Source organism: Pseudomonas sp. XP1, from assembly GCF_053557675.1.
Window position 1 is genome coordinate 112,867 of sequence record NZ_JBNRIJ010000013.1, and the last position, 15,264, is coordinate 128,130.

Sequence of the window (15,264 nt, forward strand, 5' to 3'; positions counted from 1 at the left end):
GTACCCCGATCAAAGCCCAACGCCTCTGGATCGGATGCCGACTTGATACGTCCCCTCCTGCTGTCACTCAGCCTGGCCTTGAGCTTTCCCGCAGCCGCGATGGTGAGCGAAAGCCACGGATACGCGCAGTTCGGCACGCTCAAGTACCCAGCCACATTCACCCATTTCGACTGGGTCAACCCGCAAGCGCCCAAGGGCGGCACCTTGCGGGCCATGGCTTTCGGTACCTTCGACACCCTCAACCCCTACACCTTCAAGGGGTCGAGCCCGATTACCACGCCCAATTTCCAGCAATACGGCATCAGCGAGCTGAACGAGCCGCTGATGGTCGGCACCGGCCAGTACGACCCGTCCGGCGACGAACCGACCTCCAGCTATGGCCTGATCGCCCGCTCGGTGGAGTACAGCGAGGACCGCAGCTGGGTGGTATTCAACCTGCGCCCGGAAGCCCACTGGCATGACGGCAAGCCGATCACCTCGGCAGACGTGGCCTTCTCCTATCGCACCCTGCTCAAGGATGGCCACCCGATCTACCGCACCAACCTGCAGGAAGTGCAGCGGGTGGACATCCTCGGCCCACTGCGCATCCGCTTCGTCTTCAAGCGCGCAGGCAACCCGCTGCTGATCCTGCGCCTTGGCGAAATGCCGGTGCTGCCCAAGCACTACTGGCAAAAGCGCGACTTCAAGGCCACCACCTTCGAGCCCCCGCTGGGCAGCGGCCCCTACCGCATCACCCAGGTCCAGCCTGGGCGCCGGCTGGTGTTCGAACGGGTGAAGAACTACTGGGGCAAGGACCTGGCGGTGAACCGTGGCAAGTACAACTTCAACCGCGTGGAGTACGAGTTCTACCGCGACGCCACGGTCGCTTTCGAAGCATTCAAGGCCGGCGAGTTCGACATCTATATCGAGCACCAGGCGAAGAACTGGGCCAACGGCTATAACTTCCCGGCCGTGCGCCGAGGCGAGGTGATCAAGGCGCAGATCCCGCACCGTATCCCCACGCAAACCCAGGGCCTGTTCATGAACAGCCGGCGGGCCACCTTCAGCGACTCACGGGTACGCCAGGCACTCGGGCTGATGCTCGACTTCGAGTGGACCAACCGCGCGCTGTTCAGTGGCGCCTACCGCCGCTCGACCAGCTACTACCCCAACAGCGAATTCGCCGCCACCGGCCTGCCCACCGGCAAGGAGTGGCTGCTGCTGGCACCGTTCCGTGACCAGTTGCCGGCCAGCCTGTTCAGCGAACCCTACAAGGTCAGCCGCACCGATGGCCGTGGCATCAGCCGCCAGACCCTGCGCCAGGCCCTCGGCCTGCTCGACCAGGCCGGCTGGAAGCTGAACGGCCAGCGCCTGGTCGACAGCAAGGGCCGGCAGTTGCGCATGGAGCTGCTGCTGGTAAACCCCAACCTTGAACGCATCCTGCAACCTTATGTCGAAAATCTGGCCAGCATAGGCATCGATGCGCGCTTGCGCACCGTGGACCGCGCCCAGTACAAACAACGCCTTGACCAGTTCGATTTCGACATGATTCTGATGACACTGAACCAGACCCTGAGCCCCGGTCTCGAACAGTGGCTGTACTTCCACTCCAGCCAGGCCACGACCAAAGGCAGCAAGAACTATGCTGGGGTCAAGGACCCGGTGGTCGACCATCTGCTCGACACCCTGCTCGCCGCCCGCACCCGCGATGACCAGGTCGCCGCCGCCCGCGCCCTGGACCGCGTGCTCTCATGGCAGTACTACATGATCCCAAACTGGTACCTCGACAATCATCGCCTGGCCTACCGCAACCGGTTCGCCTTCGTCACCACGCCGCCCTACACCCTTGGGCTGAACAGCTGGTGGATCAAGACTTCGGAGAAAGCCCAATGACGCCAACCCACCGACTGCGCCGGCTGGCTGGCAGCCTGTTGCTTGCCTGCCTGGGCCTTCCCGCCCTGGCTGCACCGCAACACGCGCTCACCCTGTACGACGAGCCCCCCAAGTACCCCGCCGACTTCAAGCACTTCGCCTACGTCAACCCCGACGCCCCGAAGGGTGGTACCTTCCGCCAGTCCAGCTTCGGCGGCTTCGACAGCCTCAACCCGTTCATCAACAAGGGCGTGCCGGCCGAGAATATCGGCAGCATCTACGACACTCTGATGCGCCAGAGCCAGGACGAGCCGTTCACCGAGTACGGCCTGGTGGCCGGCAAGATCGAAAAGGCCCCGGACAACAGCTGGGTGCGCTTCTACCTGCGCCCCGAGGCACGCTTTCACGACGGCCACCCTATGCGCGCCGAAGACGTGGTGTTCACCTTCAATGCTCTGATCAAGGACGGCGCGCCGCTGTACCGCCAGTACTATGCCGACGTCGCCGAAGTGGTCGCCGAAGACCCACTGACAGTGCTGTTCACCTTCAAGCACAAGAACAACCGCGAGCTGCCACTGATTCTCGGCCAGTTGCCGGTACTGCCCAAGCACTGGTACGAAAGCCGCGAATTCAACCGCGGCAACCTCGAAATCCCGCTGGGTAGCGGCCCGTACAAGGTCGCCGAGGTCAAGGCCGGGCGCTCGGTGCGCTACGAGCGGGTCAAGGACTACTGGGCCAAGGACCTGCCGATCAACCGTGGCTTCTACAACTTCGACGTCATGACCTTCGACTCCTACCGCGACACCACCGTCGCCCTGGAAGCACTCAAGGCCGGTGCGTTCGACTATGCGCTGGAAGTCAGCGCGAAGAACTGGGCCACCGCCTACAACGTACCCGCCGTACGCGATGGCCGCCTGATCAAGGAAGAGTTGCCCAACGGCAACCCCACCGGCATGCAGGGCTTCATCTTCAACATCCGCCGCCCGGTGTTCCAGGACGTGCGCGTGCGCAAGGCGCTGAGCCTGCTGCTGGACTACGAGTGGACCAACAAGCAGCTGTTCAACGGCGCCTACACCCGCACGGGCAGCTACTTCGAAAACTCGGAAATGGCCGCCCGCGGCCTGCCCGGCCCCAACGAGCTGAAAATCCTCGAACCATTGCGTGGCAAGGTACCCGAGCAGGTATTCAGCGAAGCCTTCCGCAACCCGGTCAGCGACGGCAGCGGCATGATCCGCGAACAGCAGCGCCAGGCCTACAAGCTGCTGCAGGAAGCCGGCTGGAAAATCGTCGACGACAAGATGGTCGACGCCCAGGGCAAGCCGGTGAGCATCGAGTTCCTGCTGGCACAAACCGAGTTCGAACGCATTCTGCTGCCGTTCAAACGCAATCTCGCCGATCTCGGCATCGATCTGAACATCCGCCGGGTCGACGTTTCCCAGTACATCACCCGCCTGCGCTCGCGCGACTACGACATGATCGTCGGTGGCTACCCGCAGTCCAACTCGCCGGGCAATGAGCAGCGCGAGTTCTGGTCCAGTGCCGCCGCCGACAACCCCGGCAGCCGCAACTTCATCGGCCTGCGCGACCCTGCCATCGACCAACTGGTGGAACAGCTGATCAACGCCGATTCGCGGCAGAGCCTGATCGACCACTGCCGGGCTCTCGACCGCGTACTGCTGTGGGGCTACTACGTGATCCCCAACTGGCACATCAAGACCTGGCGCGTGGCCTACTGGAACCACATCGGCCACCCGGACGTCTCGCCCAAGTACGACATCGGCATCGACACCTGGTGGATCAAACCCGGCGCAACCCCGGCCGTCAGCGAAACCACTGCGGACGAGGCCGAATAACATGCTGGCCTACATCCTGCGCCGCCTGTTGCTGATCATCCCGACCCTGTTCGGCATCCTGATCATCAACTTCATCATCGTCCAGGCCGCACCCGGCGGCCCGGTCGAGCAGATGATCGCCAAGCTCGAAGGTTTCGAAGGCGCCACCAGCCGCATTGCCGGTGGCGGTGCCGAAGTGTCCGTGGCCGGCTCCAACTACCGTGGCGCCCAGGGCCTGGACCCGGCACTGATCGCCGAGATCGAACGCATGTACGGCTTCGACAAGTCGCCGCCCGAGCGCCTGTGGATCATGATCAAGAACTACGCCCGGCTGGACTTCGGCGACAGCTTCTTCCGCGATGCCAAGGTCATCGACCTGATCATCGAGAAGATGCCTGTGTCGATTTCGCTTGGGCTGTGGAGCACGCTGATCATGTACCTGGTGTCGATCCCGCTGGGCATTGCCAAGGCCGTACGCCACGGCAGCCATTTCGACGTGTGGACCAGTTCGGCGATCATCGTCGGCTACGCCATCCCGGCGTTCCTGTTCGCCATCCTGCTGATCGTGCTGTTCGCCGGCGGCAGCTACTTCGACTGGTTCCCGCTGCGTGGCCTCACCTCCAACAACTTCGACGAGCTGAGCACCACCGGCAAGGTGCTGGACTACTTCTGGCACCTGGTGCTGCCGATCACCGCGCTGGTCATCGGCAACTTTGCCACCATGACCTTGCTGACCAAGAACAGCTTCCTCGACGAGATAAACAAGCAATACGTGGTCACCGCCAAGGCCAAGGGCCTGAGCCGGCCACGGGTGCTGTACGGCCATGTGTTCCGCAACGCGATGCTGCTGGTGATTGCCGGTTTCCCTTCGGCGTTCATTGGCATCTTCTTCACCGGTTCCTTGCTGATCGAAGTGATCTTCAGCCTCGACGGCCTCGGCCTGATGAGTTTCGAGGCAGCCATCAACCGTGACTACCCGGTGGTCTTCGGCACCCTGTTCATCTTCACCCTGCTGGGGCTGGTGGTGAAACTGATCGGCGACCTGACCTACACCCTGGTCGATCCACGCATCGACTTCGCCAGCCGGGAGCACTGACATGGCCTTGTCCCCCCTCAACCGCCGGCGCTTCGAGCGCTTCAAGGCCAACCGCCGTGGCTGGTGGTCGCTGTGGCTGTTCCTGATCCTGTTCGGCCTGAGCCTCGGCGCCGAGCTGATCGCCAACGACAAGCCGATTGCCGTGCGCTACGACGGCGAATGGTACTTCCCGGCGTTCAAGCGCTACCCGGAAACCACCTTTGGCGGCGAATTCCCGCTGGAAGCCAACTACAAGAGCCCGTACATCCGCGACCTGCTGGAGAAGAAAGACAGCTTCGTGCTGTGGGCACCGATCCCGTTCAGCTACCAGAGCATCAACTACGACCTGCGCGTACCCGCCCCGGCCCCACCGTCGGCGGACAACTGGCTGGGTACCGACGACCAGGGTCGCGACGTGCTGGCACGGGTGATCTACGGCTTCCGCATTTCGGTGCTGTTCGCCCTGACCCTGACCGTGCTCAGCTCCATCGTCGGCGTGATCGCCGGTGCCTTGCAGGGCTTCTATGGCGGCTGGGTCGACCTGGCCGGGCAACGTTTCCTGGAAGTCTGGTCGGGCCTGCCGGTACTGTACCTGCTGATCATCCTCGCCAGCTTCGTGCAGCCCAATTTCTGGTGGTTGCTGGGCATCATGCTGCTGTTCTCGTGGATGAGCCTGGTGGACGTGGTGCGCGCCGAGTTCCTGCGTGGGCGCAACCTGGAATACGTGCGCGCAGCCCGCGCGTTGGGGATGCGCAACGGCGCGATCATGTACCGGCACATCCTGCCGAACGCCATGATCTCGACCATGACCTTCATGCCGTTCATTCTCACCGGCGCCATCGGCACCCTCACCGCCCTGGATTTCCTCGGCTTCGGCCTGCCGCCGGGCGCACCATCACTGGGCGAACTGGTGGCCCAGGGCAAGTCCAACCTGCAGGCCCCATGGCTGGGCATCAGCGCCTTCGCCGTGCTGGCGCTGATGCTGAGCCTGCTGGTGTTCATCGGCGAATCCGCCCGCGATGCCTTCGACCCGAGGAAGTGACATGAGTGAACAGAACCTGATCGAAGTGCGCGACCTGGCGGTGGAGTTCGTCACCGGTGACCAGGCTCACCGCGTGGTGAACGGCATCAGCTTCGACATCCGCAAGGGTGAGACGCTGGCACTGGTGGGCGAGAGTGGCTCGGGCAAATCGGTCACCGCGCACTCGCTGCTGCGCCTGCTGCCCTATCCCCTGGCGCGCCACCCCAGCGGCAGCATCCGCTATGAGGACAAGGACCTTCTGCAGCAGAACGAGAAGACCATGCAGCGCATTCGCGGCAACCGCATTGCGATGATCTTCCAGGAGCCGATGACCTCGCTGAACCCGTTGCACTGCATCGAGAAGCAGATCAACGAAATTCTCCTGCTGCACAAAGGCCTGACCGGCAAGGACGCCACGGCGCGCACCCTGGAACTGCTGGAGATGGTCGGCATTCCCGAGCCACGCAAGCGCCTGAAGGCCCTGCCGCACGAACTGTCCGGCGGGCAGCGCCAGCGGGTGATGATCGCCATGGCCCTGGCCAACGAGCCGGAACTGCTGATTGCGGATGAGCCGACCACGGCACTGGACGTGACCGTGCAGTTGAAGATTCTCGACCTGCTCAAGGAACTGCAGGCACGTCTGGGCATGGCCCTGCTGCTGATCAGCCATGACCTGAACCTGGTACGACGCATCGCCCACCGCGTGTGCGTGATGCAGCACGGGCAGATTGTCGAGCAGGCCGAATGCGCCAGGCTGTTCAGCGCCCCGCAGCACCACTACACGCAGATGCTGATCAATGCCGAGCCCAGCGGGCTGCCGGCGCACAACCCGGTAGGCGCGCCGTTGCTGGAGGTGGCTGACCTCAAGGTCTGGTTCCCGATCAAGAAGGGCCTGCTGCGGCGCACGGTCGACCATGTGAAGGCAGTGGACGGGATCAACTTCAGCTTGCCGCAAGGGCAGACGCTGGGGATTGTCGGCGAGTCCGGGTCGGGCAAGTCGACCTTGGGTTTGGCGATCTTGCGGCTGATCTCCAGCCAGGGCGGCATTCGCTTTCATGGGCAGAATCTGGAAGGTCTCAACCAGAAGGCCGTGCGCCCGTTGCGCCGGGAAATGCAGGTAGTGTTCCAGGACCCGTTCGGCAGCCTGAGCCCGCGCATGTGCGTGGAGGACATTGTCGGCGAAGGGTTGCGCATCCACCGCATCGGTACCGCGCAGGAACAGGAAGCTGCAATTATTGCGGCCCTGGAGGAAGTGGGGCTGGACCCGCGCACGCGGCATCGCTATCCACATGAGTTTTCCGGCGGGCAGCGCCAGCGCATTGCCATTGCCCGGGCGTTGGTATTGAAGCCGGCGCTGATCCTGCTGGATGAACCTACGTCGGCGCTGGACCGCACGGTGCAGCGGCAGGTGGTGGAGTTGCTGCGCAATCTGCAGCAGAAATACAACCTGACCTACCTGTTCATCAGCCATGACCTGGCGGTGGTCAAGGCGTTGAGCCACCAGTTGATGGTGATCAAGCATGGGCACGTGGTGGAACAAGGGGATGCGCAGGCGATCTTCCATGCGCCGCAGCATCCGTATACCCGGCAGTTGCTGGAGGCGGCGTTCTTGGAAGTGGATGCGGCTAGTTAGCTTTTGACCGCGCCGGCTTCAAGCCGTGCGCTATCCCTGTGGGAGCTGGCTTGCCGTCGATGGGCCGCAAAGCGGCCCGCTTTCGGCGAGGTAAAAAACAGACTTATCCCCTTCCTTGCAGGCCATTTCCCAAACATACTCCTGCCGCGTGTTTTCCGTTGCGGCTGCTCTGGCTGGGCTCTAGTCTCGGTTGGTCGCTGAAGATCAGCGATACAGCTTTGACAGGCTGTGATGGTTAATTCACGCAGGCAGTCTCCGCTTCATGGTGGCTGTGCGTGTGGGCACGCTTGCGTGCGCCGGAACTTTTGCGTGATTTACCGCCGGTCTGTCAACCCACGTACAGCTGCCACCCGACTGTTTGACAGCAGACAGGTGGCCGCACAGCCAATGGTTAATCACGATGCTGAAGATTGTCCCCGATCCAACCCACACCCCCCATTCCCTCGAAGACACCCTGATCCAGGCCACCGACTACGCGCTATGCGCGGCCACCGTGGTGCATCAGGCCTTGCTACTGCAGCCCAAATCGCCGGCTTCGATCCTGATGATGACCTCGATGCATGAGCTGGAGGCGCTTCGCACTTTGCTTGAGTCGGCACTGGTTCAGGTGCAGATGCCCGCTGAGCCTCGGACCTTGCACTGAGGCTTTAGTGTTGCGTTGTCTGGGCTGGCCTCTTCGCGGGTAAACCCGCTCCCACAGGATCTCCACAGGCCTTGAGGTAGATGCAGTACCTGTGGGAGCGGGTTCACCCGCGAAAGGGCCCGTCCGGGCAGTCGAGAATTTGGAGGGGATTCAAAAATGACCAAAGAAGACACCCAATTCACTGTCGGTAAAACCACCTTCTACCAAGGCGAACACGGCACCCACCCACTTTTCCGCATAGAGCCCGGCATCCCCTGCCGCGATGCCCACGAGCAATCCTCAGAGCTGATGGGCTATGTACGCGAACTGACCATCACCGGCCTGATGGACGAGAAACCGATGATGATCTGGGCTGCCTACTACCTGAGTGCGATGGCCAAGGCGCTGATGGATGATGCCGAGCTGGGCATGATGCGCTGATTGGCATCACAGGCCATAACGCACATATGGGAGCGGTCTCGTGTCGCCAAAGGGCTGCAAAGCAGCCCCGGCGATTTATGCTTTCATGCAGAAATCTGGGGGCCGCCCTGCGGCCGTTTCGCGACACAAGGCCCTCCCCACGAGAGATTGCACACCCCGGGAGGCCCGCGCCAGCTGGCCTACATAGATGCAGCTCAGAGCCGGCCCAACAACTCCTGCCGCTCGCGCCAGATCTCCTGTACAAAGGGGTCGGTCACCCCATACAGCCCATGCCCCCGACGCATGATCAGGTTAGCGGCCAGCAGTTCGTTGGCAACCGGCTGTATCTCTTCGACACGCACTTCACGCCCCACAGACTTCGAATACTCGGCCGCCGCTTCGTTGGAGAATACCCCACGCGCATCGCCTTCGACCGATGCGATCCGGGCAAAAATCGCCTCAGCCAGGACGCCCAGCTCCTCTACTTTCATCAGCTCCAGGTCAGCAGCCGCCGACCGCAGCGTTGATGCGATTACCGGCAGCACCTCATCCGGCCCCATCCCGGACGCAGGTGAGTGAACCAACTGCCGAAGTGCACGAATGAACTCCTCGGGCCTGCTGCCCAGCGTTTTGAATGCCTGTGCCGCGACATCCAGCGACGGCAAGTTGCCCAGGCCATCTTTTGCGAGCCGCTTGAGCCAGAATTCGACATAGTCCCTGTCCAGCACCGGATACGGCACGTTTGTGGCACCGGCAAAAGCCTGGTTACGCCGCGCGGTCAACTCGTTGACCATCGCCCGGTGAGAGCCGGTACCGATGAACAGGAAGTGCCCTGGCGTGTTCGGGCGCGGATTGATGGCATCGCGCGCAGCCTTGAGCGCCAGCATCATCTGCTGGCCGTCCTCGGTTGTGATTGCCTGCTGCACCTCGTCGACGACCAGCACAACGTCAGTCCTGACCTGGTCCACAACCTCGGTCAGCGCTTCCGCAAGTGTGACACCGCCCTCTGTGCCCAAGGTTTCCAGGTTAAAGCCAAACTTCAGCCCAGCCACTTCGACCTCCGCGCCACGCAGGGCCTTGAGTTTCTGCAAGAAAGCCGAGGTAGGTTTCTGAAGATCAGCAAGGGCTTTACGCACTGCGGCGAGGACCAGCACGACCGGGCTGGTCTGGGTATCACTCCAGAGGTCGACATAGATCACCAATGCACCCATTTCCTCCAGGGCAGGGATCAAGTCGTTCTTTAAAAAGGTGGTTTTGCCAGTCCTGCGCAGCCCGGAGAAAAACAGCCCTGATCTCAAGCCGATATCCAGGGCGGACGGTTTCAACAGCTGCCTGGCCATGTCGGCAGCCAGTTCACGGCGCGGGAAGATGTCGATCATGGCTTTATCCGAAATTATTGAATACCAATAATTATTGGCAGAGAATAATTTAATGTAAAGGCGTACAGGCAGGTCGGTTCGAAAGCCATCATCAAATTTTCTGACAACAATCGTCTTCCATCATCAGCCAGATCGGGCATAAATTCTCCACCGTCAACCCCAGCAGCAACGGTAGAGCCCCATGTCCAGCCCACAACACCAGCCCGCCTCCCCTGCCCTGACCACGCTGATCCAGCGCTCCGGCCTGCCCAGCCCGTCGCTCACCGAAGCCCAGGCACATGCCGTGCTGCAGACGCACTACGGCATTGCCGGCAACCTGACGGCACTGGGCAGCCAACAGGACCTGAACTTCCGTGTAGACGCACCACAAGGCCGTTTCGTGCTCAAGGCCTGCCACGGCAGCTACGCCCAGCTGGAGCTCGAGGCCCAGCACGCGGCCCTGGCCTACCTGCGCGAACAGGGCTTGCCGGTGCCCGCCGTGCGCCCGGCCAGCGATGGCCAGATGCTGCTGGCGCTGGAAATAGACGGGCAACCGCTGCGCATGCGCCTGCTCGACTACATCGACGGCCAGCCACTGACCCGCCTCAAGCACATGGAACCACGCCTGATGGCCGAGCTCGGCGGGCTCTGCGCGCGGCTGGACAAAGCCCTGGCCACTTTCGACCACCCGGGCCTGACGCGCACCCTGCAATGGGACCCGCAACATGCCCAGGCACTGATCCAGCACCTGCTGCCGGTGCTGGGCAACGCCGCGCAACGCGCCCGCATCGAGCGGGCCACCCAGCTGGCCGCCGAGCACCTGGCGCCGCTGATCGACCAGCTGCCAAGCCAGGCCGTGCACCTGGACATCACCGACGACAACGCCGTCTGGGCCCGCGATGGCGAGCGCCAATGGCAGCTGCAAGGGGTGATCGATTTCGGCGACTTGTTGCGCACCTGGCGCATCGCCGACCTGTCGGTGACCTGCGCTGCATTGTTGCACCACGCCGAGGGCGACCCGCTGCGCATCCTGCCGGCCGTGCGTGCCTACCAGGCGCTCAACCCTCTGAGCGAAGCCGAACTGCGGGCGCTGTGGCCACTGGTGCTCAATCGCGCTGCCGTGCTGGTGCTGAGCAGCGAACAGCAACTTGCCGTCGACCCCGGCAACCAGTACACCCGCGACAACATCGCCCATGAATGGGAGATCTTCGACACTGCCATCGCCGTGCCTTACGCGTTGATGGAAGCGGCCATCCTGCAAGCTGCTGGCCTGCAGCCAGCCACGCCGGACCTGAGCGGCTGCGCCCTCCTGCTGCCGGACCTGGATGGTCAGGCAGTGACGCGCGTCGACCTGGGTGTACTCAGCGTGCATTGCGAGGCGGGCAACTGGGAGCAACCAGGCTTCGACCAGCACCTGCTGACCACGCAACCGGCCCCTGCCTGCAGCCTGCACGGGCAGTATCGCCTGTCGCAAACCCATATCGACCGCCCCGAAGAGCCTGCCACCTGTGCTCTGGGCGTAGAGCTTCATGTACCCAACGGCAGCCTGGTGCAAGCGCCAGATGCAGGTACCTGGCAACGCCATGGCGACGGCCGTGGCTGCCTGCGCAGCGCGCACTGGGCGTTGTGGCTGCAAGGCCTGGAAGATGCGCCTGCAGATGGCCAGGCCGTGGAAAAAGGCCAGTCGCTGGGTAGCAGCTGTGGCTTCCTAAGCGTGCAGCTGAGCCTGGATAGCGGCATTCAGCCGCCGTTCTTCGCCGCCCCATCCCAGGCTGCCGCCTGGCTGGCCCTGTGCCCGTCGCCAGCTGCGTTGCTGGGCTTCGACTGCAATGCCGAGCCGCTGCCTGACCCACAGGCCCTGCTGGCTCGCCGCGATGCCAGCTTCGCCCGCTCGCAGAAGCACTACTACGCGCAACCACCTCACATCGAACGCGGCTGGCGCAACTACCTGATCGACATGCAGGGCCGCTCGTACCTGGACATGCTCAACAACGTTGCTGTGCTGGGCCACGGCCACCCGCGCATGGTCGCCGAGTCGGCACGGCAGTGGTCGCTGCTGAACACCAACTCGCGCTTCCACTACGCGGCCATCACCGAGTTCTCGGAACGCCTGCTGGAGTTGGCACCCGAAGGCTTCGACCGGGTGTTCATGGTCAACAGCGGCACCGAAGCCAACGACCTGGCGATTCGCCTGGCCTGGGCCTACAGCGGTGGGCGCGACCTGCTCAGCGTGCTGGAGGCCTACCACGGCTGGTCAGTGGCCACCGATGCCATTTCAACTTCCATCGCCGACAACCCGCAGGCTTTGGAAACCCGCCCGGACTGGGTGCACCCGGTCGAGGCGCCGAACACCTTCCGCGGCCGCTTCCGTGGCGCCGACAGCGCCACCGACTACCTGCGCGACCTCGACGCCAAGCTGGCCGACCTCGACGCCCGTGGCCGCCAGCTGGCAGGCATCATCTGCGAGCCGGTGTACGGCAATGCCGGTGGTATTTCGTTGCCGGCCGGTTACCTGCGCGAGGCCTATGCCAAGGTCCGCGCCCGGGGCGGTGTGTGCATCGCCGACGAAGTGCAGGTCGGCTATGGCCGCCTGGGCGAGTACTTCTGGGGCTTCGAGGAACAGGGCGTGGTGCCCGACATCATCACCATGGCCAAGGGTATGGGTAACGGCCAGCCACTGGGCGTAGTCATCACCCGCCGCGAGATCGCCGAAGCGCTGGAGGCCGAGGGCTACTTCTTCTCCTCGGCCGGCGGCAGCCCGGTCAGTTGCCGCATCGGCATGGCGGTGCTGGATGTGATGCAGGAGGAAGGCCTGTGGGATAACGCCAGAGACACCGGGCGCTATTTCAAGGCACGCCTGCAGGCACTGGTGGACAAGCACCCGCTGGCCGGCGCGGCACATGGTTCGGGCTTCTACCTGGGGCTGGAACTGGTGCGCGACCGCGCAACGCTGGAACCGGCAACCGAGGAAACCATGGCCCTGTGCAACCGCCTGCGTGACCTGGGCATTTTCATGCAGCCGACCGGCGATTACCTGAACATCCTCAAGATCAAGCCGCCGATGTGCACCACCCGGGCGAGCGTGGACTACTTTGTCGACAGCATTGATCGGGTGCTCTCCGAAGACCTGTAAAGAATTGCGAAGCTGGCCGAGGAATGTTCATACTTTTCGGCCACAACGCTTCCTCGTCATCAGGTTTACTGACAATGGCCTTTACCAGCGACTCCCTGGCAATCTTCCTCGCGGTGCTGGAGGCAGGCTCGTTCTCTGCCGCCGCGCGCAAGCTGGGGCGTGTGCCTTCGGCCGTGAGCATGGCCATCGCCCAACTGGAGGCGGAGCTGGACCTGGTGCTGTTCGACCGGGCCACGCGCAAAGCCTTGCCCACCAGCGCCGCCCTGGCCCTGGAGCCCCAGGCCAGGCAGGTGATCTGCCAGCTCAACCTGCTCGACGCCCAGGCCCTGCAACTGCACAAGGGCCTGGAGAAGCGCCTGACCATCGCCATGGCGCCAGAGCTGCAGACTGGCCGCTGGAGCCAGCCGCTGGAAACGCTCGCCCAGGAATTTCCCAGCCTGGAAATCGAGGTGCGCTCGGCCACCCAGGCCGAAGCCATCCGCCTGCTGCATGACGGCAGCGTGCAATTGGCATTGGTCTTCGAACGGCCTGGCATCGACGAGCGCGAGTCATTCCTGGAGGCTGGCAGCCAATTGCTGGTGGCCGTCGCCTCACCCCGCCATCCAGCCGGGCAGAACAACGGCATGCCGTTGCCGGAAGAGGCGTTCGCCGAACAGCGGCAAATAATCGTGGCTTCGGGCAAGGCCACCGGGTCGGACCCGCGCATGGTGTTGTCGCGGCGCATCTGGCTGACCGACAGCTACCTGGCCACGCTGGACCTGGTGCAATCGGGCCTTGGTTGGGCCTACCTGCCGCAGCCGTTGGTCGAGCCGTTGATTGCTTCGGGCGCGCTGGCCGAAGTGCGCTTCGACAACATGGCAAGCCGGTTGCGCTTGTGGGTGGACATCATCTGGGTCAAGTCGCGCCCGTTGGGCCTGGGCGCGCGGCGTTACCTTGACGTGATGCGCCAATGCTTTGAAACGGAATCCCCTAGGTCCTGAGCGATACGACCATCTCGTCCGAAAGCGAAAAATCCTACAACTGGTTAGGAAGCCAATAACTACCTGCAGTATTGATTCCCCGTTAGGTTTCTGCTCGCCATCAAGAAGAAAAGGAACTTCTCATGTCGAGCCAGTCCGCACAGGGCTACGTGCAGTCGGTCGATCACTTCGCCACTCGGCAGCGCAAGCCACAAGAGGCCCTCTACCTTTTACTCGACCCATTCGCTGGTTGCCCCCCTGAGCACCCGCTAGGCATCGCTGCCCTCAGCGAAGCGCTGGGTAGTGATGCCGTAACGCGCGTCGACTGCAGCGGGCTGGTGCAGGATCCCGAGTGCTGGCCAGCTCTGGTGCGGCTTGCCAAACCCGGGGATGCACCCACAGCCCTTGCCCCATTATGCGCGACCTGCGCCGCTCGTGAATCAGCGGCTACCTGGCACTACGTGTGTGGCTGGCTGATCAGCGATCAACCCGCCGCCCTCATCGCCCAGCACATCAGCCAGCAGTGTCAGGTGCTGCACCAACCAAAACCACACGGCATCACCGCCTGGTTCGAACCCGTGCGGATGGCGCTGTTGCGCGCGACTCTGAAAAACGCGGGCGAAGTCCTCGGGCCGGTTCGCAGCTGGCTACATCCCGATGGTTGTGGCAGTTGCGAGGTATTCGAGCGGAAACCCATGGCTGGCGAACTGGCCGTCCCCGAGGCCGTGAGGGCGACCCAGCATGTTGCACCACAGATCATTCAACTGCTCTGTGCCTGGCATCGCCTGAGTGCCGTGCAGCATCCCCATGCACTCTGGCACTTCGCAGGCACATCAGGCTTGCCGGAAAACGCACCCACCCATGCCATGAACCTGATCCTCAAAGCCTTCAGGCAGGGCCTGCGCGACCGCGCCGATATCCAGTGCATGTGCCTGCACATGCTCATGATCCACCCACTGCTCCTTCAGCACCCGACCATCCAGCACGACGTGGAGAAGGCAGCTGCCGGCGAGCAACGCCTGGCGGACCGCTTCGCCAGCTACGACGACTGTACCTGGTCTCACATCGTCGCCGGCCTGCCGCAGGCAAGGAGTTACTCATGAGCATCAGCAAAACCATCCACATCGCCATGCAGGAAGAAATCCCCAACACATACGGCACCTGTAACGCCTGCGGACGCTCCGGCCTGCCAATTCTGCTGCTACGCGAGGCCTACGCCCCGCGCCCGGATACAGGGCGCCCCTATCGCCTGGCAGACGATAGCGAAATCATCTTCCACCCGATGCACACCGACCAGTTGCGCCTCCTGCGCCAGGGTTATGTCTACGTACTGCTCGACCAGGAAATCTGGCAGGCCTAC

12 protein-coding genes are annotated in these 15,264 nt (G+C 63.1%); 11 read left to right on the forward strand and 1 reads right to left on the reverse strand.

The window, feature by feature from the left end:
• Nucleotides 1-42 precede the first annotated feature (42 nt).
• The 7 genes from ACK1U9_RS14255 to ACK1U9_RS14285 all read left to right on the forward strand — a co-directional run bounded on the left by ACK1U9_RS14255 (nt 43) and on the right by ACK1U9_RS14285 (nt 8,475).
• Nucleotides 43-1,872 carry an extracellular solute-binding protein gene (locus tag ACK1U9_RS14255; RefSeq protein ID WP_200900010.1) on the forward strand — a complete coding sequence of 610 codons (1,830 nt, stop codon included), beginning with the start codon at nt 43-45 and terminating at the stop codon, nt 1,870-1,872.
• Entirely contained in the window at nt 1,869-3,704 is a 1,836-nt protein-coding gene (locus tag ACK1U9_RS14260) for an extracellular solute-binding protein (protein ID WP_046615575.1), read from the forward strand. Before ACK1U9_RS14255 ends, ACK1U9_RS14260 begins: the two co-directional genes overlap by 4 nt.
• Nucleotide 3,705: 1 nt before the next feature.
• A complete protein-coding gene (locus tag ACK1U9_RS14265; RefSeq protein WP_009686399.1) occupies nt 3,706-4,779 on the forward strand; it encodes a microcin C ABC transporter permease YejB in 1,074 nt (357 codons plus the stop codon).
• Nucleotide 4,780: 1 nt separating this feature from the next.
• Nucleotides 4,781-5,800, forward strand: a complete 1,020-nt coding sequence (locus tag ACK1U9_RS14270; RefSeq protein ID WP_046615574.1) for an ABC transporter permease — start codon at nt 4,781-4,783, stop codon at nt 5,798-5,800.
• 1 nt (nt 5,801) lies between these two features.
• Nucleotides 5,802-7,412, forward strand: a complete 1,611-nt coding sequence (locus tag ACK1U9_RS14275; RefSeq protein ID WP_449109970.1) for an ABC transporter ATP-binding protein — start codon at nt 5,802-5,804, stop codon at nt 7,410-7,412.
• A gap of 400 nt (nt 7,413-7,812) precedes the next feature.
• Entirely contained in the window at nt 7,813-8,055 is a 243-nt protein-coding gene (locus ACK1U9_RS14280) for a hypothetical protein (RefSeq protein ID WP_023661222.1), read from the forward strand.
• 156 nt (nt 8,056-8,211) lie between these two features.
• Entirely contained in the window at nt 8,212-8,475 is a 264-nt protein-coding gene (locus ACK1U9_RS14285) for a DUF3077 domain-containing protein (protein WP_449109971.1), read from the forward strand.
• Nucleotides 8,476-8,669: 194 nt separating this feature from the next.
• Here the strand turns inward: ACK1U9_RS14285 and ACK1U9_RS14290 are convergent, their stop codons facing one another.
• Nucleotides 8,670-9,833, reverse strand: coding sequence for an ATP-binding protein (locus tag ACK1U9_RS14290; protein WP_196188691.1), 1,164 nt, complete (start codon nt 9,831-9,833; stop codon nt 8,670-8,672).
• A gap of 181 nt (nt 9,834-10,014) precedes the next feature.
• Here ACK1U9_RS14290 and ACK1U9_RS14295 point away from each other — a divergent pair, with 181 nt between their 5' ends.
• The 4 genes from ACK1U9_RS14295 to ACK1U9_RS14310 all read left to right on the forward strand — a co-directional run.
• Nucleotides 10,015-12,945 carry an aminotransferase gene (locus ACK1U9_RS14295; RefSeq protein WP_449109972.1) on the forward strand — a complete coding sequence of 977 codons (2,931 nt, stop codon included), beginning with the start codon at nt 10,015-10,017 and terminating at the stop codon, nt 12,943-12,945.
• Nucleotides 12,946-13,019: 74 nt separating this feature from the next.
• Entirely contained in the window at nt 13,020-13,925 is a 906-nt protein-coding gene (locus tag ACK1U9_RS14300; RefSeq protein ID WP_025339945.1) for a LysR family transcriptional regulator, read from the forward strand.
• Between the two features lie 122 nt (nt 13,926-14,047).
• Nucleotides 14,048-15,007: a hypothetical protein gene (locus ACK1U9_RS14305; protein ID WP_449109973.1), complete on the forward strand. Its 960-nt coding sequence runs from the start codon at nt 14,048-14,050 to the stop codon at nt 15,005-15,007.
• The coding region (locus ACK1U9_RS14310) for a toxin VasX (RefSeq protein ID WP_449109974.1) at nt 15,004-15,264 on the forward strand (261 nt) is incomplete at its 3' end. The genes ACK1U9_RS14305 and ACK1U9_RS14310, both read left to right, overlap by 4 nt.